Source organism: Emticicia aquatica, from assembly GCF_923079645.1.
Taxonomy (GTDB): domain Bacteria; phylum Bacteroidota; class Bacteroidia; order Cytophagales; family Spirosomataceae; genus Emticicia; species Emticicia aquatica.
In genome coordinates this window covers 1014708-1036896 of record NZ_CAKLPY010000001.1, presented here as the reverse complement: position 1 = coordinate 1036896, position 22189 = coordinate 1014708, and the positions used below count along the sequence as shown (strand labels likewise).

23 protein-coding genes are annotated in these 22189 nt (G+C 34.3%); 5 read left to right on the top strand and 18 right to left on the bottom strand.

Features of this window, described 5'->3' with window-relative positions; genetic code table 11:
- Positions 1–4: 4 nt before the first annotated feature.
- The 5 genes from MJQ71_RS04525 to MJQ71_RS04505 all read right to left on the bottom strand — a co-directional run bounded on the left by MJQ71_RS04525 (position 5) and on the right by MJQ71_RS04505 (position 6648).
- Positions 5–2107 (bottom strand): PAS domain-containing hybrid sensor histidine kinase/response regulator, encoded by a 2103-nt coding sequence (locus MJQ71_RS04525; protein ID WP_238804892.1) that lies wholly within the window; start codon positions 2105–2107, stop codon positions 5–7.
- On the bottom strand, positions 2104–2643 hold the full coding sequence (locus tag MJQ71_RS04520; RefSeq protein ID WP_238804890.1) for a heme NO-binding domain-containing protein: 540 nt from the start codon (positions 2641–2643) through the stop codon (positions 2104–2106). Before MJQ71_RS04520 ends, MJQ71_RS04525 begins: the two co-directional genes overlap by 4 nt.
- A gap of 387 nt (positions 2644–3030) precedes the next feature.
- Entirely contained in the window at positions 3031–3963 is a 933-nt protein-coding gene (locus MJQ71_RS04515; protein ID WP_238804888.1) for a dihydrodipicolinate synthase family protein, read from the bottom strand.
- Positions 3964–4011: 48 nt separating this feature from the next.
- Positions 4012–5334 carry a DUF3748 domain-containing protein gene (locus tag MJQ71_RS04510; protein WP_238804886.1) on the bottom strand — a complete coding sequence of 441 codons (1323 nt, stop codon included), beginning with the start codon at positions 5332–5334 and terminating at the stop codon, positions 4012–4014.
- A 129-nt stretch (positions 5335–5463) separates the two neighbouring features.
- Positions 5464–6648 (bottom strand): sialidase family protein, encoded by a 1185-nt coding sequence (locus tag MJQ71_RS04505; protein WP_238804884.1) that lies wholly within the window; start codon positions 6646–6648, stop codon positions 5464–5466.
- A 194-nt stretch (positions 6649–6842) separates the two neighbouring features.
- Here MJQ71_RS04505 and MJQ71_RS04500 point away from each other — a divergent pair, with 194 nt between their 5' ends.
- The gene (locus MJQ71_RS04500; RefSeq protein ID WP_238804882.1) at positions 6843–7301 is read left to right on the top strand and encodes a LexA family protein; all 459 of its coding nucleotides are present in this window, start codon (positions 6843–6845) and stop codon (positions 7299–7301) included.
- An 8-nt stretch (positions 7302–7309) separates the two neighbouring features.
- Positions 7310–8575, top strand: coding sequence for a Y-family DNA polymerase (locus tag MJQ71_RS04495; RefSeq protein WP_238804880.1), 1266 nt, complete (start codon positions 7310–7312; stop codon positions 8573–8575).
- Between the two features lie 107 nt (positions 8576–8682).
- Here MJQ71_RS04495 and atpH read toward each other — a convergent pair whose 3' ends face one another.
- From atpH to MJQ71_RS04455, 8 genes are all read right to left on the bottom strand, one after another.
- A complete protein-coding gene (atpH, locus tag MJQ71_RS04490) occupies positions 8683–9216 on the bottom strand; it encodes an ATP synthase F1 subunit delta (RefSeq protein ID WP_238804878.1) in 534 nt (177 codons plus the stop codon).
- Between the two features lie 218 nt (positions 9217–9434).
- Positions 9435–9929: a F0F1 ATP synthase subunit B gene (locus MJQ71_RS04485; RefSeq protein ID WP_238804876.1), complete on the bottom strand. Its 495-nt coding sequence runs from the start codon at positions 9927–9929 to the stop codon at positions 9435–9437.
- Positions 9930–10073: 144 nt separating this feature from the next.
- Positions 10074–10343: a F0F1 ATP synthase subunit C gene (gene atpE / locus MJQ71_RS04480; protein ID WP_238804874.1), complete on the bottom strand. Its 270-nt coding sequence runs from the start codon at positions 10341–10343 to the stop codon at positions 10074–10076.
- A gap of 67 nt (positions 10344–10410) precedes the next feature.
- Positions 10411–11472, bottom strand: coding sequence for a F0F1 ATP synthase subunit A (atpB, locus tag MJQ71_RS04475; RefSeq protein ID WP_238804872.1), 1062 nt, complete (start codon positions 11470–11472; stop codon positions 10411–10413).
- A gap of 417 nt (positions 11473–11889) precedes the next feature.
- Positions 11890–12129 carry an AtpZ/AtpI family protein gene (locus MJQ71_RS04470; RefSeq protein ID WP_238804870.1) on the bottom strand — a complete coding sequence of 80 codons (240 nt, stop codon included), beginning with the start codon at positions 12127–12129 and terminating at the stop codon, positions 11890–11892.
- A 17-nt stretch (positions 12130–12146) separates the two neighbouring features.
- Positions 12147–13019 (bottom strand): glycosyltransferase family protein, encoded by an 873-nt coding sequence (locus tag MJQ71_RS04465; protein ID WP_238804868.1) that lies wholly within the window; start codon positions 13017–13019, stop codon positions 12147–12149.
- A 61-nt stretch (positions 13020–13080) separates the two neighbouring features.
- A complete protein-coding gene (locus tag MJQ71_RS04460) occupies positions 13081–14214 on the bottom strand; it encodes a glycerate kinase (RefSeq protein ID WP_238804866.1) in 1134 nt (377 codons plus the stop codon).
- A 52-nt stretch (positions 14215–14266) separates the two neighbouring features.
- Positions 14267–15643, bottom strand: a complete 1377-nt coding sequence (locus MJQ71_RS04455; RefSeq protein ID WP_238804864.1) for a methylmalonyl-CoA mutase family protein — start codon at positions 15641–15643, stop codon at positions 14267–14269.
- A gap of 203 nt (positions 15644–15846) precedes the next feature.
- On the opposite strand from MJQ71_RS04455, the gene dnaA reads away from it, so the two are divergent.
- A complete protein-coding gene (dnaA, locus tag MJQ71_RS04450) occupies positions 15847–17304 on the top strand; it encodes a chromosomal replication initiator protein DnaA (RefSeq protein WP_238804862.1) in 1458 nt (485 codons plus the stop codon).
- Positions 17305–17346: 42 nt separating this feature from the next.
- On the opposite strand, the gene MJQ71_RS04445 is transcribed toward dnaA, so the two are convergent.
- A complete protein-coding gene (locus MJQ71_RS04445) occupies positions 17347–18558 on the bottom strand; it encodes a class I SAM-dependent rRNA methyltransferase (protein ID WP_238804860.1) in 1212 nt (403 codons plus the stop codon).
- A gap of 141 nt (positions 18559–18699) precedes the next feature.
- Here MJQ71_RS04445 and MJQ71_RS04440 point away from each other — a divergent pair, with 141 nt between their 5' ends.
- The gene (locus MJQ71_RS04440; RefSeq protein WP_238804858.1) at positions 18700–19689 is read left to right on the top strand and encodes a sugar phosphate isomerase/epimerase family protein; all 990 of its coding nucleotides are present in this window, start codon (positions 18700–18702) and stop codon (positions 19687–19689) included.
- Positions 19690–19733: 44 nt separating this feature from the next.
- On the opposite strand, the gene MJQ71_RS04435 is transcribed toward MJQ71_RS04440, so the two are convergent.
- The 3 genes from MJQ71_RS04435 to MJQ71_RS20865 all read right to left on the bottom strand — a co-directional run bounded on the left by MJQ71_RS04435 (position 19734) and on the right by MJQ71_RS20865 (position 21157).
- A complete protein-coding gene (locus MJQ71_RS04435; RefSeq protein WP_238804856.1) occupies positions 19734–20546 on the bottom strand; it encodes a purine-nucleoside phosphorylase in 813 nt (270 codons plus the stop codon).
- 131 nt (positions 20547–20677) lie between these two features.
- Positions 20678–20917: a 50S ribosomal protein L28 gene (gene rpmB, locus MJQ71_RS04430; protein ID WP_238804854.1), complete on the bottom strand. Its 240-nt coding sequence runs from the start codon at positions 20915–20917 to the stop codon at positions 20678–20680.
- A 90-nt stretch (positions 20918–21007) separates the two neighbouring features.
- On the bottom strand, positions 21008–21157 hold the full coding sequence (locus tag MJQ71_RS20865) for a C1orf53 family protein (RefSeq protein WP_310587525.1): 150 nt from the start codon (positions 21155–21157) through the stop codon (positions 21008–21010).
- A gap of 86 nt (positions 21158–21243) precedes the next feature.
- Here MJQ71_RS20865 and MJQ71_RS04420 point away from each other — a divergent pair, with 86 nt between their 5' ends.
- Entirely contained in the window at positions 21244–21687 is a 444-nt protein-coding gene (locus MJQ71_RS04420; protein ID WP_238804852.1) for a GNAT family N-acetyltransferase, read from the top strand.
- Here MJQ71_RS04420 and MJQ71_RS04415 read toward each other — a convergent pair.
- Positions 21679–22179: a hypothetical protein gene (locus tag MJQ71_RS04415; RefSeq protein WP_238804850.1), complete on the bottom strand. Its 501-nt coding sequence runs from the start codon at positions 22177–22179 to the stop codon at positions 21679–21681. The two genes, MJQ71_RS04420 and MJQ71_RS04415, sit on opposite strands and share 9 nt — an antisense overlap.
- Between the last annotated feature and the right edge of the window lie 10 nt (positions 22180–22189).

Here is a 22189-nt window from a genome sequence, read left to right as displayed (position 1 = left end):
AGCGTTATTTTTTCAAACAGATTAACTCATTTTCAATCAAAAAAAGTTTCTGATTAAAAGTTGTTTCTAATTCAGAAAAAAGTTTTTCAACTGCCGAAAAATCTTCATTTTGTTTCACTATTTTCTCAAATTCTTGAAATTTTTCAGTAATCTCTGGTAAACCAACCATTGTAAATGAAGGCTTTAGTTGATGAGCTAATTTACCCACTTCGACAGTGTTTTTTTCTTCAATTAATGGTTTTAATTTTTCAAATTGTGCTGGAACGGTTTTCATAAACAAATCAAACATTTCGGCAGCATAACTTTTATCATTTCCATAAATTTTCTCTAAATAATCAGGCTGTAATTTATCAAGAATTACTTTTTCATCCTTTTTTTCAAGAATTGGTCTGTCAATATTTAGAAATAATTTTTGTTCTAAAATTGTTCTCAATTGACCTGGTGTAAATGGCTTGGTCAAGTGTGCATTCATGCCCGATTCATACGCTTGGTCAATTTCCTCGCTCAATGCCGAAGCCGTTAATGCTATAATTGGAATATTTTGATTAGGATTTCCCGCCATTTTCCTAATAGCAACCGTAGTTTCATAGCCATCCATTTCGGGCATTCGTATATCCATCAAAATTAAATCAAAAGCTTCATTCTTTAATATTTCTAAAGCTTCTTTCCCATGATTAGCAATTTTATGGTCAAGTTTCCATTTTGAAAGAATACCATCAGCATATTTTTGGTTTATCAGATTATCTTCAACCACTAAAACTCTATAATTTTTCCAATCTTCTGAAATATCAATAGCGATTGATTGTAATTTTTGCGTCTGTAAACCACTATCTTTTAATGGTAAAGTAAATGTAAATTCCGACCCTTCGTTTACTTTGCTTTCAACAGTAATTTCGCCTCCATGTAGGTTTACTAATTGTTTTACAATGGCCAAACCGAGTCCAGTTCCTCCATATTTAACTTTGGTTTCTTGGTGTTCTTGTCTGTAACTTTCAAAAATACCTCCTAAATTTTGGGGTTGAATGCCAATTCCAGTATCAAAAACTCTCACCTCAGTCATCAATAAATCTCCCAAACGGCATAATAATGATACTTGAACCCCGATTTTCCCTTTTTCTGTGAACTTCACTGCATTACTCAACAGATTCATTAAAATTTGGGTCAAAAAGGTTGAATCACCAATTACGTCATTTTCGATTTCATCGTCAAATTCAAAAATTAAGCTGATTTGTTTGCCTTGTAGTCTAAGCCTAAAAGTTTGTAAAACGCTGTTTATCAAGTCTTTGAGACTAAAAGTCTGTTCAGATAAGTGCATTTCACCTGCCTCAATTTTAGAAATATCAAGTACATCCGAAACTAAGCTTAATAATAAATCGGCTGAGTAATGAATTGCACTCAAATACTCTACTTGTTTTTTGCTCGGAGTTGTATCATAAAGCAAATGAGTCATGCCAATGATAGCATTAATTGGCGTACGAATCTCATGGCTCATATTTGCCAAGAAACGTTTTTCTGCTCTTCGAGCATCTTCAGCTACTTCACGGGCTTCTTCTAATGCTTCTTGTGTTCTTTTTCGCTCTGTAATATCAAGGTGAATTCCAACCGAACCGAGTACATTTCCCTTCCCGTCAATAATTGGAGCTCCACTCACGATTACCCATATTATATCGCCGTTTTTCTTTTTAATTGGCACTTCATATACACCCGGTTCTCCTTCTAAACGATTAGCATTTTGCTCGGCAATAAATCTTTTAAAAGATTCATCGGGAAGTAATACATCTGAGGCTTTTTTCCCAACTAATTCACTTTCTTCATATCCTGTCAGCCAAGAAAATCGTTTGTAAACTTTTTGAATTAGGTCATCTTTGTCTACTTCTATCAAGCCCAAATCCATATTCTCAATGATACCTCGATACTTTTCTTCGCTCAATCTTAGTGCTTGAGTTCGTTCCTGAATCTGCATTTCGAGCGATTCATTTAAGCTTCTTAAATCTTCATTTGCATAGTATAGCTCTAAAGCTTTTTCTTCCAAAAGCTTTTCTGCCTCATGCCTAGCCCTTTTTTCACGTTCTACTTGTCGTTTGAGGACTTCAATTTCGTTACTCATACTTTGCTAATGATAAATTTTGCTTTTGAACCGTCTTCTACTAAAAGTTCTTTTTGAACAGTAGCTTTTTCTTGAAAATGTTCGAGAGCACCTTCAATTAATCCATCTGCGAAATCAGACATCTTCCTTTCGGAATGATAAATCATTTCTAGCACGTTGTTGGATAGCCTTGTTATTTCAAAATTTGGAAGTTCTGCATCTGGATATAATTTTTTTACTGCAATATGAATATGATTATCTATTCCTTCTAAAAACTCAAACGCATTGGTTGATTTCTCAAATAAAAATGGATAGTTTTTATATAATATTTTGAATAAATAGTTACCATAAATTTTGTATAACTGAGCAACGGGAATATTGGTTCGAGTACTTAAAGCATGAACCAAAGTACTCATTTCTTTGTGGTCATAAGTACCGACAGTAGTATAAGCACCACCCGATTTTAAATCGGATGAGAGAATGATTTTATCAATCATTTCATAGCCGAATTGTTTTTCGACCATTTCGATAAACTCTGTAAATACAATTCCTTTCATAAAATTTGGTAGATTTAATAAAATATAGCAAAAACCGTGCAAGGTTATTGGTACAAATACTTGCTTAAAAATTAATTTTAATCTTTAAGCAAATATTTTAATAAATGTCAATAACCATAAGCTACTGATTATCAATCTCTTAAAAATCAACTTCTAACATAAACATTGGATTTCACTAATAAATATCCAATAAAAAACAATAGAAACACAAATATCAGAAATATATTTTTTCAAAAAAATACAAAATATATTTCTAAAAACACGAAAAAATCACAAGGGTAATAAAATTGGCATGAAAGTTTATTTTTATGCGAATATATCAAAATAAACTAACTAATTTGGTCAAATTAGCTGATGCATATAATAAATTTAGGTCAAATAAAACGATTACAGTACTAACTTGATTTCAAACATCTCAGCCAAAGCTTTAAAAGAATCCATCAAGGCATTTAATCGAATATTATCTACATTTGGCAGCGTTTCGGTTGGAATTCTGGTAGTCGTTCCAATTTTCAGTCCTCTTTTTTGTAAGAAAAATTTAGCACAATAAGGATAAAAAGTGTGTGTCACCCTATCCATCATCGTTAGAAAAGCGTGTAAACGATTGAGTTTTTCAGTTCGTCCATGTGTAAAATATTCCTTCAACAAATAACTATAAGGTTCAGGATAAAAATTAGCTGAAATCGGAGAAATACCTCTAGAACCAAAATCAAGCGAATCAAGTGCTGTTGTAGTATCCGCATTATATAGTCCAAAATTTGTATCTTTTACAACCTCCGATTTTTGCTGCAAAGAAACCGAATTACAACTTGTATCTTTATGATAAATAAATCTTCCTGTGGAAGCAAGCCACTGCATCATTGCTGGACTCAATAGCCGTTTATAAGGTATCGGACATTCATAAACGCCTAAAGGAATATTACCAGTTTCTGACATCAGTTTTTCTATTCGAGTCTTCAAAATACTTTCATTTTCATCAGGTTCGACCAGTAAACTTGTTATCAAAATAACGGCATTTACACCTGTATCATACATTTTTTTGATAAATTCGACGTTATCCAATTGGTCTCGACTAAAAGTTCCTGTTGCTACAACTGGCACTTTATTTTCACATAATTTTACTACGCTCCTCGCCAAAAGCAGCCGTTCTTCGGAAGTAAGTTGGTACATTTCACTCGACAAACAATTGGCAAACATACCATCTGCACCAGCATCCAAATACATATTGGTGAGTCTTTCCAAACCATCTAAATCAATATGATTACTGTTTGTAAATGGTGTAATCATAACTGGCCATAAGCCTTTTGGTAGAATATTCATTAGTTTATATAGGTTGAATAGTGTTTGATTGAAAACCCTAAAGATTTTCTAGTCGTTTAGCTTAATAATATAAATTTGCTTAGAATGTTTTGCTCCGTCTCCTCTAGTTATTGCTCGATTAAACGCTAATATTTTTCCATCATGAGATATAACCAAGTTTGTCGGCGAAATATACGAAGGTTTGGAGATTTGTTGTACTCTTGTTTCAAAATCACCAAAACCTATTTCACATTGATGAATACTTCCTGCACATATATAAAATACACTTTTCCCTGACGGATGCCAACGAAGACTTCCTTCAACATCAGTTTTGTGAAATGTAATTTGGTTTAAATTTTCGCCATTAGGATTTATCGTGAATATTTGACGTACGTTTTGTTTATCTTTTGCCAGAAAAGCCAACAAATCGCCTTCAGGAGATGAGCGAACAATACCAATGCAACCAGCACTTTCAGATTCGGCCGTAAAAGTTAATCTTCGTTGAGTTGCTCCCTTTGGTGGCATCGGTAAAACATTTTTTGTACCTTCTAATGCTCCGTATTCTCCTTCAACATCAATTTCATTTGGAATATCAACAATGAAAACTTCATCGACACTTTCTCCATTTTTATTCCTTACAGTACCGATAAACGCTCTGGCCATTTGCCGCTTTCCATCGGGTTTTAAATATCCATTTTTCCCAACCCAACTGTCACCTGCTGCATTACTGATTTCATCTGAGCCAAATTTAGGATTCGCAACAACTCGTACAACAATACTACTAAACCATTCGCCAGCAATATTTTCTCCATTATTATTCTGTTTTACTGAAACTGGATTATCTTTTTTTGCAACGCCTATCGTTCTTAAATTACGTTTTTCTCCTGTTGAGTCTTCTAATGCCTTCATAATGGCATCATTGTATGTAAAACCAATCCATTGCCCGTTGCCGCTCCATTCATGTCGATGCGTTCCACCTCGTAAAGCTCCTTTTGTATAAGGAAAATAAATATCACGGGCATCCATGAAAATAGGTTTTTCTACATTAGCCTCATCAATGATTACACCAGTTCGCCGCCATTGTTGATAAGGATTGTTCTCTGTAACACTTGCTAATCCATGAATAAACACTACCGCATTTTCAGTTGGAGAATAACTCGCTGCACCAACACCAGGCCCCCACTCATGGTTATTTGCTACTTGATAAACTATGATTTTTTCTCTGGTCTCAATATTGACTTTTTCTATTTTTGCAGAAGCTGCAATGCCTCCTTCTTCAGTGCGAGTATCATAAACTAGCCATTGATTATCTGGCGAAAAATTATCATTGTTATCTAAATCATGATTATAGCTCAAATCGTGCGTGAGTTGTTTTTCTGGTAAATAATTCATGGTTTTACAGCCTAAAAACAGAAAATAACTAATAAAAACTAAAAATAAATATTTCATCGCTCAAATAAAAATCATTTTGTTGGATAGCAGTAGTCAGCTAATTGTATGTATAATTCGGCAATAGCAAATCTATTCCTTTACCATTTTTTTTACATCTAAAACAACATATTTGATTGACTTTTTGTCTTTTTCTGCATGATAAGAATACGTGATATGTAATAAACCATCAGGCGTTTGAATCAAAGATGGATACGAAAAACTGCCTTTATTAGGCTCTACATTTTCGAGTGGGGTTTTCCATTTCCATGTTTTACCCTCATCATCCGAAAGAAAAAAACTCAACCGATAACGCCCATCTGCAATATCATTTCCCAAAAATGCCCATCTCCCATCTTGTAAAACCAATAATTCAACACTTGCTGTATTCGGAATTGTCGTTTTGATAGTAGCTGTCCAACTTTCTCCTCTATCAGTCGATTCGCTGAAATGCACACGGGGCGGGTCATCACCGCTATCACGCATCAAAGCCACTAAATTTCCATTTTTCTTCCTAACTACAGCAGGCTGAATAGGGCCACGACCAACAACTGGTAAACTCGGTCGCCAAGTTAAGCCGTCATCATCCGAAATTGCCATGATTGACATATTAAAACCATCGGAATACAAAGGCAAAACGATTCGTTTATTGTCCAACAATAAAGGTTTAATACGTGTCATCCAGCCCATACTACGCTTGGTAATATCATTTGATGCCGCAGTTATCAAATCATCATATTTAGGTGCATAACCTGCCCAACCAGCCGAACTTTCAGGAAGTTCTTTCAGTTTTTTGGCAACTTCCTTCGCAAAACTCTCATCAGGTTTAAGTAAAATATTATCTTGCCAATTCCAAACTGGAGGACCATTTTCTAAATAGTCGGTGGAAGTTTTAAAACGTAAAATCGACTGTTCCCATTTATTAGCTTGCACCGCAATCCAAACTAGAAAAAGTTTCTTTTCACTATTCAAAAAAAGTACAGGATTACAATCAGGAATATTTGGCGTATCAGCCATTTGAAAAGGTTCAGACCAACTTTTCTCACCTTTTTTGAGCCTTGCACCCATGAGTTTTACATCATCAGCGGTTCGTTCACCACTTCCATAAAACCAAACTGCCAACAAATCTCCATTAGGCAAACCCACAATACTGCTTGCATGAACGTGTTTTTCTTGGGTTGGAAAAATAAGCACCGAATTCAATATGGCATCATTTTGTGCAAGGGCAAAAGATGGCATTCCAAAAAAAAGTATCAATGAAAAAATATTGTTTTTCATAAAATATCACATTTTAAGTCTTCCTTTTTCTAATTATTTGGTCAAAAAGTTTTGATAAACTTTAATCAAGAAAAAGTAAACAAATAAAGTATTTTATCGTGATTATCCAAAAAGGGATTGATTTTTTAGATATTTTTACAAAGAACATTTCACTTTTTAAGTAAACAGTTGCTACCTTTAGAAAACATTGTTTTATGAAATATGCTTATTTAATAAATAAGTCACTAAATATCGACTTTTACTCGGCCAATATCTCATCTGAGTTGTCTCTGCCTTTTGTTGACAGTGGAATTTCAGCTGGTTTTCCATCTCCAGCAGAGGAATATCTTGACCTTACTTTGGATTTAAACCAAGAATTGGTCAAAAACCCTAGTTCAACTTTTTATGGACGGGTAAAAGGTACATCAATGTTTGAAGCAGGAATTTACGACGGTGATGTGCTAATCATCGACAAATCAATCCTGCCAAGTAATGGAATGATTGCTGTATGTTTTATTGATGGAGAGTTTACTGTCAAACGCATTCGGTTACAAGATAACAAATGCTTATTGGTACCTGCAAATAAACAATACCCAATTATTGAAGTAAATGAAGATAACGACTTCAAGATTTGGGGAATTGTTACTTATGTAATTAAGAAAATGTTAAAATAGCCCCATAAATGTTCGCTTTAGTCGATTGCAATAATTTTTATGCCTCTTGTGAACGAGTTTTTAACCCAGCTCTAAACGGTAAACCAGTCGTTATTCTATCAAATAATGATGGTTGTGTAATCGCTCGTTCAAACGAAGCCAAAGCGATTGGCATTCCGATGGGTGCGGTAGCATTTACAATTAAAGAAATTGTAAAGAAATTTGACGTAAAAATATTTTCCTCAAATTATACGCTTTATGGCGATATGACAAATCGGGTAATGATGGAATTAGGCAAATTTGCTCCCGAAATGGAAATCTACTCAATTGATGAGGCTTTCTTGAATTTCAAAGGATTTGACTATGAAAACCTTCAGTTTTATTCTGAGAAAATAAGAAAAACAGTCTCTCAAAACACTGGTATCCCGATTAGTTTAGGTGTTGCTCCAACCAAAACACTCGCTAAAATGGCCAATTTAATCGCAAAAAAAAACACTTCCATGAAAGGTGTTTATTTAATAGATTCTCCAGAAAAAATTGAGGACGCCTTGCTAAAGACTAAGATAGAAAATGTGTGGGGTATCGGTCGAAGGTATGCGAAGCTTCTTAATACCAACAAGATTTATACAGCAAAAGATTTTACTCTAACCAATGATATTTGGATTCAAAAACACCTAAAAGTTGTAGGAATACGCATCAAACAAGAGTTATTAGGCAATCCTTGTATTGCTCTCGAAATGATACGTGACAAACAAAATATTTTAAACTCTAGGTCATTCGGGAAAATGGTAAGCACCTTCCCTATTTTAGAAGAAGCCGTTGCAAATTTTGCAAGTAGTTGTGCTTATAAGCTTCGCAGACAAAAAAGCTGTGCAAAGGTTTTAATGGTATTTATCACTACAAATCCTTTTATTCAAACAGACCCTCAGTATGCCAAAAGTTGTGTAGTTCAATTACCTATTGCAACAAATAGTAGCATTGAAATTTTAAAATATGCTCAAATTGCACTTAAAAAGATTTATAAGGAGGGATATCGGTACAAAAAAGCGGGAGTTTTAGTAAATGAAATAGTTCCGGAAAATCAGATACAAACAGGGCTTTTTGAAGAATTTGATGCACAAAAGCACAAAAAAGTTATGAAGGCAATGGATAAAATGAATTTAACATTCGGTCGAGGAAAAGTCAAAATTGCACTTCAAGGAACTGAAAGAAAATGGAAAATGCAACAAGAAAGACTTTCACAAAATTTTACTACCCGCTGGGATGAAATTCTTGAAATTCATTGCATAAAATAAAACGAATCGGTATAACAGAAAAAACCCCACCTATGGGTGGGGGATTTCTCAACTTTATAGCCATGAAAACTAATACTTTTTAAGACGAGCTAACTCGTAAGTTTGAATTAAGCTAATGATAACTTTAATTCGTTTAATTTTTTTCTAACTGAGGTATCAATCTGTGTATCACCGATACTCAATATATAACCACCAATTAAATTTTCGTTTACTTTCTCCTCTAATACAACTTGTTTTCCAGTTGCACCTGCCACAATCTTCGTAAACTCAGCTTTTTGAGCGGTAGTCAAAGGAGTAACGGTTGTGATGGTTACTTTCTGAATACCTTTCTGCTCGTTGTATAATTTATCAAATTCTTCAGCAATTGAATAAAGCAGATTTTCTCTGTTTTTCTTAGTTAAGACACTGAAAATCGAAAAAGTAACGGGATGAACATTTTTTTCGAATGTTTTTTTCAAAATAGCTAATTTTTTCTCGTGACGAACAATTGGATTGCCCAACACAACTAAAAATTGGCGATTTTCATCACAGACCGTTTTAAACGAAATCATGTCGTCATTAACTTCGCTGACAACTTTTTTCTCTGTTGCTAAGTCAAACAAAGACTTAGCGTATCTATAAGCAACTATTGAATCTGCCATTGTATTTCGAGCGAGTTCTCGATTGCTTGTTTAATGTAATAATACAAATTTACAACCGAGTGTTTCAATAAAACAAATTTTGTTTAACAAATTTCGCAAAAGTTTGCACTAATTTTGCAAAAAAATGAGTATTGTAAAAAAGGTAGGCATATATATGTTACATGAATAATATATACGTTCCAGTTGAGTTATTTTACCAAAGTAAAACCTTACTCAAATCAGTTTAAGTTTGCTTCTGAAATCAAAGTTGAAACCAAAGCTTCTTGTGATTTCTTGTCAGACAACTCTCTGCGTATTACTTTTTCTGCAATCTCAATTGAGAAGCTCGCCATGTCTTTCTTTATCTGAGCAACCATAGCTGTTTTCTCTTGCTGGATAGCCTCACGAGCATCCGAAATGATTTTATTACCTTCTGCTACTGCTTTTTCTTTTGCGTCAGCAATCATTTTGTCGGTAATACCTTTTGCATCACGAATCATTTTATCACGTTCTGCACGAGCTTCTGCCAAAATTTTATCATTATCAGACTTCAATTTTGCCATTTCGGCACGTGTTTCTTCTGCCAAACGAAGGGCTGATTCGATTGAATCTTCACGTTCTTTTAAAGAAGAGAGGATTGGTTTCCAAGCAAATTTTTTCAGAAAAAAAACTAAAATTCCGAAAACTAATGCCATCCAAAACAACAGACCAATGGCTGGGGTTAGCAATTCCATGTTATTATAAAATTATAAAAATTAGTAATAATTAATGTGTAATTTTTTAGCAAAATTGTCAAGGGTAAAGTATGAAACCTGCACCGACGCCTAATGCGAACGGAGCAGGTTATCACTTTTCAAATGCTTGTTTGCTATTGATTCTTACGCTAATTTGAAAGAAATCAACAAACAAATAACAGCTGCAAATAACGCAACGGCTTCTACAAGGGCTGCGATAATGATCATCATCGTTTGGATTTTGTTAGCAGCTTCTGGTTGACGAGCAACGCCTTCCAATGCACTACCACCAATACGACCCAAACCAAGACCTGCACCGATTGCAGCAAGACCAGCACCAACTGCAGCACCCATTACTGCGAATCCACGTCCACCATCAGTGGCAGCTTGTAAAAGAACTTGTAAAAAAGACATGATAAAACAATTTATATAAGTGAAACAAAAAATGCAAATTAAAAAAACATTGACTTTAAACTAAGAATCAATGACCATGATCGGCTTCGTGGCTATCTTCGATTGCACTTCCGATATACATTGATGTCAATAGGGTAAATATAAAAGCTTGTAAGAAAGCAACCAACAATTCGATTGCATTCATAAACAATGTAAATAATGTAACAACACCACCTACTGCAAAACTTTTAAAGATAAATATCAAACCTAATAAACTCAAAATAATAATATGCCCCGCCGTAATGTTGGCAAAAAGACGAATTGTCAATGACATTGGTTTCATAAATACACCCGCAATCTCAACAACCCACATCAACGGCAACATCAACGTTGGCACACCTTCTGGTTTAACCAAGTGTAACCAATAATGTTTGTTTGCATTGATATGTGTAATAACAAAAGTAACTACAGCTAAAAACAAAGTAATTGTAATATTACCTGTTAAATTCGCTCCGCCTGGAATCAAACCTAACAAATTGTTAATCAAAATAAAGAAAAACAACGTTAACAAATAGGGTAAATATCTCTCATATTTCGCTCCGATATTGGGTTTAACAACTTCATCACGGATAAAAAATATAATAGGCTCAACGAATGATTGAATTCCTTTTGGTGCTTTTCCATGATTTTTGTTGAAACTTTTTGCAACAGTTGTCATCAATAAAATCAAGATAACGGCACTCAACAAAAGTGAAGCTACGTTTTTAGTAATCGAAAAATCCCAAACGTGTACTTCTTCGTCTAATCCACCTTGAGGGTTTAAGCGATGAATGTGTTCGTGGTTATTGATGTATCCATTATACACTCCGTTACCTTCGGCGAATCTGCTTGATGAAAAAATCTCAAGACCATTGGCTTCCGTGTAAAGAATAACAGGTAATGGTATTACTAAACCATGAGCAAATTCCCACTCGTGCGAGTCAGAAATGTGGTGCATAATCATTTGACCAATGTCAAATTTTTCTTCTTCGTGGGCAGCTTCTTTACTTTCGTGATGAGCCTCATGGCCTTCTTGTGCGAAAGAAAAACTTATCGAAAATACCGATAATGAAAGAATGAGTAGGAGTTTACTTGTAATCGTACGCAACATATTATTTTAATTATTCTGTCAATTAAATGGTAATTTTATTACTTTCCTGAATTTTGCCGCAAGTTACGACTTAAATTCCAAATCTCAAATATTGTATAAAATAAATATAGTACAAAAAAGTTAAGAATAAACAATTCTTGATTTTGCAGCCCTAAGTAAAGTTCAACTCCAATAAAAACAAGACTTAAAATCAGTCGAAGAACTACCGTAGAAAGGTAAAAGGGTATAAAATTTTTCTGTTTTTCTCTTAAACCGAACTCAATCACTCTATGAAAGAGGACTGAGAATGCCACAAAGAAACCTAATATTAACCACTTCTTTTGGTGTAATAAAAAATCTAATCCAATATATTTGGCTAAGAAAAATACAATTATTAAAATAACTGTTAATATGGAAGTTCTAATCATTTTTAAGTCACTAGTTTTTAGGTATTTGTCGAATGACATTATACAATGAAATACCAATGGATGAAAGTGAAAAAATTAATGTCATCATCGGATTTTTATTCAACATTTTGCCATCAAGCCAATACCCAGCCCAAGTTCCGAGCCCAATCGTTAAAGCCATTTGTAAGCCAATTTGTGTAAATACCAACCAGCTATTATTATTTTCGGGTTCTTTTTTCACTATTACTGGAGCTTCGTTAGAATAGCTCAATCAATTTAGTTTATGAATCAAATTTTAATGTAATTCTTGTACTCCCCTATTCTCCAGCCTATTAGCTTTTCAATTTTCATTAAAATCAAGTTTTTCAGCGAATACTTTTTTTGCTTAATATCAAAATCAAATGCCCAACTCATATTATTAATACGTGGTTGAATGACTTTGGGATGTGTTCCTTCAAAAAGAATTAAAGAATCAATTCCCGAATAATCAAATGCTTGATTGGCGGGTTGTTGTTGGTCAAGTTCTTCGTCGGTATGCCAAAAATACGACAAGCCTCGTACTTTTGCTGTCATTTTTTCGGGAGGTTTTACCCAACCATAATGATAAATATAGGCATCTATTGGCTTAACTTTTAATTTTGTATTATCGTTTTTCCGAAAGCCTTGTGCATCTTTATAAGATACTACTTTTTGGGTGTTACGAACGATTCTGATTTCATTTCTATACCATTTTCGAGAATCTGCTACATATTTATATGAGCCATAAAAATGTGTATATTTAAAAAGTAAACCTTCAACTGAAAGGTCATTTTGATAGGTAATCATGGCTTCTTTGATAGCTTGATGGTACTTTTCATGTACAATCTCGTCACTTTGAATATAAAAAGCCCATGTTGAATCAGCACTAACTGCGGCCAAAGCTTTATCTGTTTCAATGGCTAATACTCGACCATTTTTTCGCATTGAATCATCCCAAAGAGTTTCGATAATACGAATTTTATCAGAATCAATTGATTTTATCAAGTCCAAAGTTCCATCTTCTGAGTCTCCAACAGCCACCACAAATTCATCACAAATGGGTAAAATAGAGGTTATAGCCTCAACTACTGGATAATCATATTTGCGTGCATTTCGGATAATGGTAAAACCTGTTACTTTCATTGTGTTAATTTTGAATGAGATAAAAAGAACAAAATGTTTTCCAATCATCGAAAGCATTCTGTCACTTCCTTTTGGAATGATGCAGCAAATTTACCAAATAATAGGTCGCATTCCGCACACCTTCATGTCCATATTTTAGAGCATCATCTAAAGTCATCGGGCTATTTAAGATAGACGTTGCATATTTAATGCCTATTTGTTGTAATTCTTGTGGAGAAACCGATAAAGTACCACAAATTGCCGCAATCGGGATGTTTGCTTTGTTTGCTCGGTCAGTAATGCCTTTGATTAGTTTTCCTTGCAAAGTTTGATTATCAATTTTTCCTTCACCTGTGATTATCAAATTTACATCTTTGAGGTTTTTATCAAAATCGCAAAAATCCATCAGCAATTTTACCCCTTCTTTTAAGGTTGCATTCAAGAAAGCCATCGTTCCGAATCCTAATCCACCTGCGGCTCCAGTTCCTGACAAATTTGCCAGTTTTCTACCAAAATCTCGCTCGAAAATCTTGTCAATATTTTGCAGACCAGCATCTAATTGCGTTACCATTTTAGCATCCGCTCCTTTTTGTGGGGCATAAACAAAGGCAGCCCCATTTTCTCCAAAAAGTGGATTCGTTACATCACAAGCGACCGAAACGTTGATATTTACGGAAAAATGCTGAGGAGGAATTATTTTGGTAATTTTCATCAAATTTTCGCCAATTGGCTCAAGGTTTTGTTTATTTTCATCAAAAAACTGCCAACCTAATGCATGAGCCATGCCAATCCCTGCATCGTTAGTGGCACTTCCACCAATACCTAAAATAATATTTTCGACTCCTGCCTCAATAACTAATTTTATAATTTCGCCAGTACCAAATGTACTTGTTTTCAATGGATTACGTTCATCAGCTTTTAACAACCCTAAACCCGATGCCGTTGCCATTTCAATAAATGCCGTTTTTTTATCTGCTGAAATTCCGTATTCGGCCTCAATGATTCGTCCGAGCGGGTCGTGTACTTTTGCCTTCTTTTTTATTCCATCCGAATACCACAATAATAAATCTAGCGTGCCTTCGCCCCCATCTGCCATTGGCAAACTTACAATTTCGATTTCAGGCGAAACCATACGAATACCATCTGCCATTGCTTGACAAACTTGGGGAGCATCCATTGAACCTTTAAATTTATCGGGAGCGAGAAGAATTTTCAAGTCGGTTATTTTATTAATGATTGAACAACAATTATTATTTATGACTTAAAGTTTATTCAAATACCTCCGAAATGCGTTTATTTTGTAGTGCATTTTCTTTCAAAAATTCATTTTCACTACTTTTTTTATCAATTTCTGGTTCGACTCTAAATTTATTCACGCCAACCATCACTTGACCTTTTTGAAGGTTTTGTATTTTTGCTTGGTACGAATGATTGATTTCATCTTGTACAAAACCTTGCTTAAATGCCGCTAAGAGACCACCTAAACTTTCTATTTTTTGAAACAATTTCCACGCTTCCAACGTTAGTTGATAGGTAAGATTCTCAATATAGTAAGAACCAGCGGAAGGGTCAATTGTTTTATCAAGATGGGCTTCTTCTTTCATCAAAACAGAAATATTACGAGCAATTCTTTCACCAAGTTCCGTACTTTGTTCAGAAATTGATGAATCATAAGCCATAGCCGTTAACGAATCACAACCGCCCATTACCGCAGACATGGCTTCAGTTGTAGCTCGCAGCATATTTGTATATGGACTCAATGCTGAATCATAAAAACTAGAAGTTTGACAATGAACCAAGCAATTATTAATTAAGTCGGAAAAATTATATGAATCCAAAATTTTACTCCATAAATACCTTAAAGCTCTAAGTTTTGCTATTTCTAGAAAATAATTTGTTCCGATAGAAACCGAAAACTCAAATTTTGTAATAATTTGTTCGGGACTTAGTTCTAATTCGGTTAATTTATCTAAATATTCGACTGCTGAAGCCAGTGTAAACGCTAATTCTTGCACAGCATTTGCACCTGCATTATGAAATAGATGAGAAGAAACAGTAAATGCTTGAAAATTAGGATATTGATTGGTTTGAAGAATTGCTTTTTTTGTATTTTCCCAAGTGTTAATTGTCAATTCGAGTGATTCATTGGAAAAAGTACTTGCAATAATATCAGTATAAAGCCCACCTTTGGGTTGGTAATGGACAAATTTTGTAAGATTAGCTAAAACATCAAGGCTTTGAAGCGTTTTAAAATAAATAGGGCTATCGCTTAATTTAATATTATTAAGTAATTTAACCCAATCTATCTGATTAATGTCTATATTGCCAAAGTCAATAATGACGGCATCTGCTCCCTTCTGTAAATTACTGATAACTAGAAGATTAGTTTCTTTTTCATTCGTATATTTTACTAAAGGACGATTTTGCCAATTGGCTGATTTTTTGTTTTTTTGTACTGCTTGAATCTGTTCAATTGGCAGGTTTTGCAAATCTTCTTGAGAATAATAAGGTTGGATATCTAAATTTTCGAACGTATGCCATACTAGCGTATCATCGAAATTTTTTCCTTTCAAATCTTTAGTTACTTGAGCAATCCAATCATTTTTGGTGATTTCTGGAAATTCGGAGAACAGCGTTTGTTTCATGAGTGAAATTGTATTTTTCTAAGATAATGTTTGTTGTACTACGTAAATGTAAAAATAAGGTTTGTACTTTTATTAGGCAAATATTATTCTGAAAAATTTTGTTTGTTAAATACTTTGAAATTAGATTAAAAATCTCAAATTTCACTTAATGGTTAGGTCATAATTTTTGTTATCTTTGCAACCCTTTTGAATTTGACTAAGAAATGACCGCTTTAGAAACTCCCAAAAACCCAAGTATTAATTTGCAACGTGAGGTGGACATAGTGTGGCATAATTGCCTAAAAATGATACGGGAAAGTATCTCTGAACAAAGTTATAAAACTTGGTTCGAGCCGATTGTACCCGCTAAGTTGGAAGGAAAAAAGCTAACCATTCAAGTACCAAGTCAATTCTTTTACGAGTGGCTTGAAGAAAACTACGTGCATTTACTTCGCAAATCATTGGATTATGCCATCGGGCGTGATGGTATGTTGGAATATTCTATTGTGATTGATAGCGGCAATCGTCAAAAAAATGAGCCTCAAATTGCGGTCAATATGCCGCCCGTAAATAGCACTCAATACGCAAAACCCGATAATCCGAATGCCGATGTTGTGAAAAATCCTTTCCAAATGAAGGATTTGGATTCATTGAGCCTCGATTCTTATCTAAATCCTAATTATACATTCGATAATTTTGTTGAAGGTGATTGCAATCGTTTGGCCAGAGCAGCTGGTTTTGCAGTTGCCTCTAAACCTGGTGTTACATCATTCAATCCATTAATGATTTATGGTGGTGTTGGGCTTGGAAAAACGCATTTAGTACAGGCGATTGGCAACTTTATGAAAAATAAAGCAGGTGGAAAGTTTGTTTTGTATGTTTCATCCGAAAAATTTACGAGCCAATTTATCAATGCTATCAGAAATAATAGTCTGCAAGATTTTATGAGTTTTTATATGCAGATTGATATTCTTATTATTGATGACGTACAATTTTTGTCTGGAAAAGAAAAAACACAAGAAACTTTTTTCCATATATTTAATCATTTGCACCAATCGGGCCGACAAATAGTAATGACTTCTGACCGCCCACCAAGAGAATTGGAAGGTGTTGAAGACCGACTTTTGTCACGTTTTAAATGGGGTTTAACCGCCGACCTTCAAACACCCGACTTAGAAACTCGTATTGCAATTATTCAGAAAAAAGTGCAAGCAGAAGGTATTGAAATTGCTTATGAAGTGATTGAGTACTTAGCTCACAGTATTGACACAAACGTACGTGAACTGGAAGGCGTAATGATTTCTCTCTTAGCCCAAGCATCGCTTACAAGGCGTGAAATCGACTTGGAATTAGCCAAAACAACATTAAGGCACTTAGTGAAAGATTCGGAAAGGGAAGTCACTGTTGATACAATTATTGAAGCAATAACAGAATATTATAAGGTAAGAATTCCAGATTTAAAAGGAAAAAGCCGCTTACGAGAAATTGTACTGCCCCGACAAGTTGCTATGTATTTGGCCAAAGAATTGACAAATCTCTCCTTGAAATCAATTGGTTATCATTTTGGTGGCCGTGATCACAGTACGGTTATTCACGCCATTCAGACGGTTAATGATTTGATAGACACCGATAAAGAAATTAGTACTACGGTTACTAAATTATTGAAGATGTTTAGAAAATAGACACATTAACGAGACGCTGAAATTCAGCGTCTCGTTATTCATTTATTCAACATAAAGTACCAACCCTTTCAAATAACTGCCTTCGGGATGAAATAGGTTTACAGGATGGTCAGCTCCTTGTGTTAAATGGTGCAGAACCCGCACCTGCCTTCCAACTTCAAGAGCTGCCGAAACAATGGTATTATAAAATAAATCTCGGTCAACTACTTGTGAGCATGAAAATGTAAACAAAATACCACCTTTAGCCAATTTTTTTATTCCTTCAACATTTAATCTTTTATATCCTTGTACGGCATTATGGCGTTTGGCTATATTTTTGGCATAAGCTGGTGGGTCAAGTATAATTAAATCATAAAGTGTTGCATCGTCTGTTTGTTCACTTTTCTTCAAAAAGTTCATAACATCTTCTGCAAAAGCTTCGTGTTTGTCAGTTACACCAAAATTTAAAGCAACATTCTGATTAACCAATTCGATTGCTTTTTTAGAAACATCAACCGAATGAACCAATTTAGCTCCTGCTTTTAAAGCATAAATTGAAAACCCTCCCGAATAGCAAAAAGAATTTAACACCTTTTTGCCCTTAGCATATTGAGCCAATAAAGCACGATTATCTCTTTGGTCAAGAAAAAAACCTGTCTTTTGTCCAGTTTCCCAATCAATCAAAAATTTATTGTCATTTTCTTGAACTTCATGCGGTAAAAGCTCAGAGGCCGAATTATTAAACAAATAGGTATTTTGCATTGATTTAGCAAACTCTGCGGGCAATGTTTCACTACTTTTATCGTAAATTGCTATCAGATTTTCTCCATAAATTTGCTTTAAACCTGAAACAATTTTTTCTTTTTCACGCCACATTCCAATCGTATGTGCCTGAAAAACGATAACTCCTTTATAAAAATCAAGAATTAATCCAGGAAAGCCATCTCCTTCGCCATGAATGAGACGATAACAATTAACAACACCTCCACCGCCTTGAAATGAAATTGTTTGGCGAAGATTATAAGCTATTTGAAGTTTTTCTAACCAAAAAATATCATTAATTTCGGTCGAATGGTAAGAAAAAATCTTAACGGCAATACTTCCTTTATAATAATGACCTGTGGCGAGATAATTATTTTTTTTATCCAACACTTCAACTACATCACCATCAGTCGGATTGCCCTCGGTGCGAGCAATTGCTCCCGAAAATACCCAAGGATGAAGACGCTTAACTGCGATTTCTTTTCCTGCTTGTAAAATTACTTTTGCGTACATATTGTGGTCAATTGCGTAAAATATTTACAAAATAAGAAAAAAATGAGCCTTTATGAAATCATATCATTGATTAAATATTTATATTTACCTTTCTCTTTTCAAAAATTACCTTTAAACTTAACCCTATAACCTCAAAATACCATGAAAGTAAATCGTAGAAATTTCCTACGTCAAACAGGACTTCTTGCAGCTACTCCTTTGATAGCTAACGAATTATGGTCTTGCACTCCTTCTTCTAAAACCGAAGAAAAAACCTCTGACTCAACAGCAACTTCATCAATAATAACAGAACCTTCTGTAAAAGATTTTGGATTACAATTATGGACCGTCAAAGAAGATATGATTAAAGACCCAAAAGGTGTTTTAAAATCTTTGGCAAGCTACGGCTACAAGCAAATCGAAAGTTTTCAAAGCGATAAAGGTGTTTTTTGGGGCATGACCGCCAAAGAATTCAAAACTTATATGGATGAACTCGGCATGAGTTTAATTAGTACGCATTGTAATCCTGATTTTACGATGAAGAAAGAAACCGAGAGCGAATTTAAAAAATTGGTTGATGATGCTGCAAGTATTGGCATGAAATATCTAATTAATCCATTTTTGGGAACTTTGAAAACAGCCGACGAATGGAAGAAAGCAGCAGAAGGATTAAATCGTCAAGGCGAAATTTGTGCAAAAGCAGGTCTGAAAGCTGGATATCATAACCATCATTTTGAATTCAAAAAATTTGCTGACGGAACATCTCCAGAACAAATTCTTTTGGATGGAACAGACGCAAAATTAGTAGATTTTGAATTAGATTTGTATTGGATTGTAAAATCTGGCGAAAATCCAGACGAATGGCTAACAAAATATAAAGACCGTTTCCGTTTGTGCCACGTGAAAGACCTTTATAAAGAAGAAAAATTAAAAGAAATCGAAGCAAAAGAAAAATCAACTGACCCATTCTGGCCTGTTGGTGGCTCAACAATCATCGGAACTGGCCGCATTGATTTCCCTAAATTATTAAATACCGCAAAAAATAATGGTATTGAATATTTTATTGTCGAGCAAGAGCGTTTTGACAATACAACTCCGCTAAAAGCTGCTGAAGCAGATGCAGAATATATGAAGAAATTAGTTTTCGCTTAAAAACAGAACGCCTTCACAAGTAACTTGTGAAGGCATTCTGTTTTTTATAAACTACCTATTAATTCTTTAATTATAAAGGTCATATTTGGTTCGGCTTTGAAAGCTGCTGCTAAAATATTTTCAATTTCGGCCTTTTTTAATGTTTCAGGAATACACATATCAGTAATAACCGATATTCCAAAAACTGGCAAATTCATTTGGCGAGCCACAATAACTTCGGGAACGGTACTCATTCCTACCGCATCAGCTCCTAAAATTCTTAATAATTTATACTCAGCTTTTGTTTCAAGATTTGGGCCAGTTACACTCACATAAGTACCGCTATGCACACCTTCAATGCCATTTTGTGTAGCTATGAGCTTCGCTTTTTCAATCATTCCTAAGTCATAAGGTTCACTCATATCAGGAAAACGGTCTCCCATAATATTTGCACCAATCAAAGGATTTTCTGGCAAAAACAATGCAATATGGTCTTCAATAATCATCAAATCGCTTTCATTAAACATTGGATTTATTCCGCCAGAGGCATTTGAAACAAACAAACGCTCAATTCCAAGCATTTTCATTACTCTTACTGGAAATGTTACTTGTTGCATCGAATAGCCTTCATAATAGTGAAAGCGGCCTTGCATACAGACAACTTTTTTCCCGCTTAATTTTCCAAAAAGGAGTTTCCCTGTATGAAATTCAACAGTAGCAATTGGAAAATGAGGAATATCTTCATAATTCAGAGAAAACTCAATGTCGATTTCGGTAGTTAGTTTGCCTAAGCCAGTACCCAAAATAATACCAAATTGTGGTTTAAAATCTCCGATTTTTGATTGAATATAAGCCGTTGCTTCGTTGATATGAATCATTTTATTTTTTTAGCTTGAGTTCTTTTGGAAATTTATACGAAATTATTAAAAAAGTAGAAATATTGAACAAGAAAAAAGCATGACTTTATTAGTCATGCTTCAATTTCTTTCATCCGTTACGGATTTGAGTATTATAACGCTAACGTTCCTCTGCGAGCAGCATCAACAATAGTAGCTTCTAAGCCTTTTTTGTTGATTGTGCGAAGTGCTGAAGTTGAAACTTTCAACGAAACCCATACACCTTCTGATTCTAAGAAAAAACGCTTAGTTTTAAGATTTGGGAAAAACTTACGCTTAGTTTTATTGTTTGCGTGCGATACATTATTACCGACTTGCGTTTTCTTACCAGTGATTTGACAAACCTTTGCCATTGTATTATGAAATATTTTCTATGAAAAAAAGATTAATTCCTAAATCGGAGTGCAAAATTGCACATTTTTTTGGAAAGAAAAAAGTATCCCCTAATTTTTTTTGAACCCGTAAGGGCAATGACGGCATCCATTTTTGCAACAATAGCCTCTTTTTAAATGATACGCCTCTGTAAAGACCATAAAACCATTCTCATAATAGTAATCTTCAGCATCATATCCCTGACGTGGAGATAGGGTAATATTTTTATTTTTTCTTCTACTCACTTTCCTATTTTTTGCTTAAATTGGTTAACTTAGTGTTTTAGATAAATGTTTCAAAATAAATCATGAACCTCAACATTCGCCTTGCAAGACTTGAAGATCTATCGGCAATTTTGTTTATTTATGCTCAAGCTTTAGATAATGGAAAAGTTTTATCGGTAGAAAATGCCCAAGAAATCTTCTTAAAGCAAAAGCAATATCCTGATTATAAAGTCTTTATCGCTGAATTTGAGGATGAAATTGTTGGCACTTTTGCTTTATTGATCATGGAAAATATGGCTCATTTAGGAACACCGTCAGCAGTTGTGGAAGATGTTGGCGTACTACCCAAAATGCAGGGCAAAGGAATCGGTAAGTTAATGATGGAATATGCTCTCAATTATGCCAAAGAAAAAGGTTGCTACAAAATGAGTCTTTCGAGCAACCTTCGTCGAGAAAAAGCACATCAGTTTTATGAATCATTGGGCTTCAAAAAACATGGTTTTAGCTTTTTAATGGATTTAACTTAAAGTCATTCTTCGTTGACTAAAATATGGCTTTAACACTTTTTTATCAAAAATCACTAATAAAACTATCAAATTGACTAAAAGTAAAACTTTGACTAAAGTATCGGTTAAAAAAGTTTTTGTCATTTCAAACCATTGTTGTGGCACATCAATTTTTATTGTTGAAGCTGGAACATAAAAAAGTATTAAAATAAAAGTCAATGACAGACTTATTACCATCAAACTGATAAATATCAAGACTAATTTCTCTGACCAAGATTTTTTCTTGGCGGTTTCGTACGAAATATTAGCTAAAACATTTTGTGTAAATTCAGTCGAAGGTTGTAAAATTGGTAATTCGGCTAAATCAAAATGTAATGTTTCTAATTCATTAAAATATTTTTGGTATTCGGTCGAATTCGCTAATAAATAATTGTGTTGCTCACGAACTTCCTCCGTAGCAAAACCATCTAATATATCGAATATTTGTTCGTCTGTTAGCATTTTCTTCTTCATTTAGCGTCTA

Coding starts and splice junctions, on each gene's coding strand:
- MJQ71_RS04440 (WP_238804858.1), top strand. CDS start 18,700: ATGAAAGTAAATCGTAGAAATTTCCTACGTCAAACAGGACTTCTTGCA.
- MJQ71_RS04505 (WP_238804884.1), bottom strand. CDS start 6,648: ATGAAAAACAATATTTTTTCATTGATACTTTTTTTTGGAATGCCATCT.
- atpH (WP_238804878.1), bottom strand. CDS start 9,216: ATGGCAGATTCAATAGTTGCTTATAGATACGCTAAGTCTTTGTTTGAC.
- rpmB (WP_238804854.1), bottom strand. CDS start 20,917: ATGGCAAAGGTTTGTCAAATCACTGGTAAGAAAACGCAAGTCGGTAAT.
- MJQ71_RS04465 (WP_238804868.1), bottom strand. CDS start 13,019: ATGAAAGTAACAGGTTTTACCATTATCCGAAATGCACGCAAATATGAT.
- MJQ71_RS04445 (WP_238804860.1), bottom strand. CDS start 18,558: ATGTACGCAAAAGTAATTTTACAAGCAGGAAAAGAAATCGCAGTTAAG.
- MJQ71_RS04455 (WP_238804864.1), bottom strand. CDS start 15,643: ATGAAACAAACGCTGTTCTCCGAATTTCCAGAAATCACCAAAAATGAT.
- dnaA (WP_238804862.1), top strand. CDS start 15,847: ATGACCGCTTTAGAAACTCCCAAAAACCCAAGTATTAATTTGCAACGT.
- MJQ71_RS04525 (WP_238804892.1), bottom strand. CDS start 2,107: ATGAGTAACGAAATTGAAGTCCTCAAACGACAAGTAGAACGTGAAAAA.
- MJQ71_RS04415 (WP_238804850.1), bottom strand. CDS start 22,179: ATGAAGAAGAAAATGCTAACAGACGAACAAATATTCGATATATTAGAT.
- MJQ71_RS04520 (WP_238804890.1), bottom strand. CDS start 2,643: ATGAAAGGAATTGTATTTACAGAGTTTATCGAAATGGTCGAAAAACAA.
- atpE (WP_238804874.1), bottom strand. CDS start 10,343: ATGTCTTTTTTACAAGTTCTTTTACAAGCTGCCACTGATGGTGGACGT.
- MJQ71_RS04485 (WP_238804876.1), bottom strand. CDS start 9,929: ATGGAATTGCTAACCCCAGCCATTGGTCTGTTGTTTTGGATGGCATTA.
- MJQ71_RS04495 (WP_238804880.1), top strand. CDS start 7,310: ATGTTCGCTTTAGTCGATTGCAATAATTTTTATGCCTCTTGTGAACGA.
- MJQ71_RS04435 (WP_238804856.1), bottom strand. CDS start 20,546: ATGATTCATATCAACGAAGCAACGGCTTATATTCAATCAAAAATCGGA.
- MJQ71_RS04515 (WP_238804888.1), bottom strand. CDS start 3,963: ATGAATATTCTACCAAAAGGCTTATGGCCAGTTATGATTACACCATTT.
- MJQ71_RS04420 (WP_238804852.1), top strand. CDS start 21,244: ATGAACCTCAACATTCGCCTTGCAAGACTTGAAGATCTATCGGCAATT.
- atpB (WP_238804872.1), bottom strand. CDS start 11,472: ATGTTGCGTACGATTACAAGTAAACTCCTACTCATTCTTTCATTATCG.
- MJQ71_RS04500 (WP_238804882.1), top strand. CDS start 6,843: ATGAAATATGCTTATTTAATAAATAAGTCACTAAATATCGACTTTTAC.
- MJQ71_RS04510 (WP_238804886.1), bottom strand. CDS start 5,334: ATGAATTATTTACCAGAAAAACAACTCACGCACGATTTGAGCTATAAT.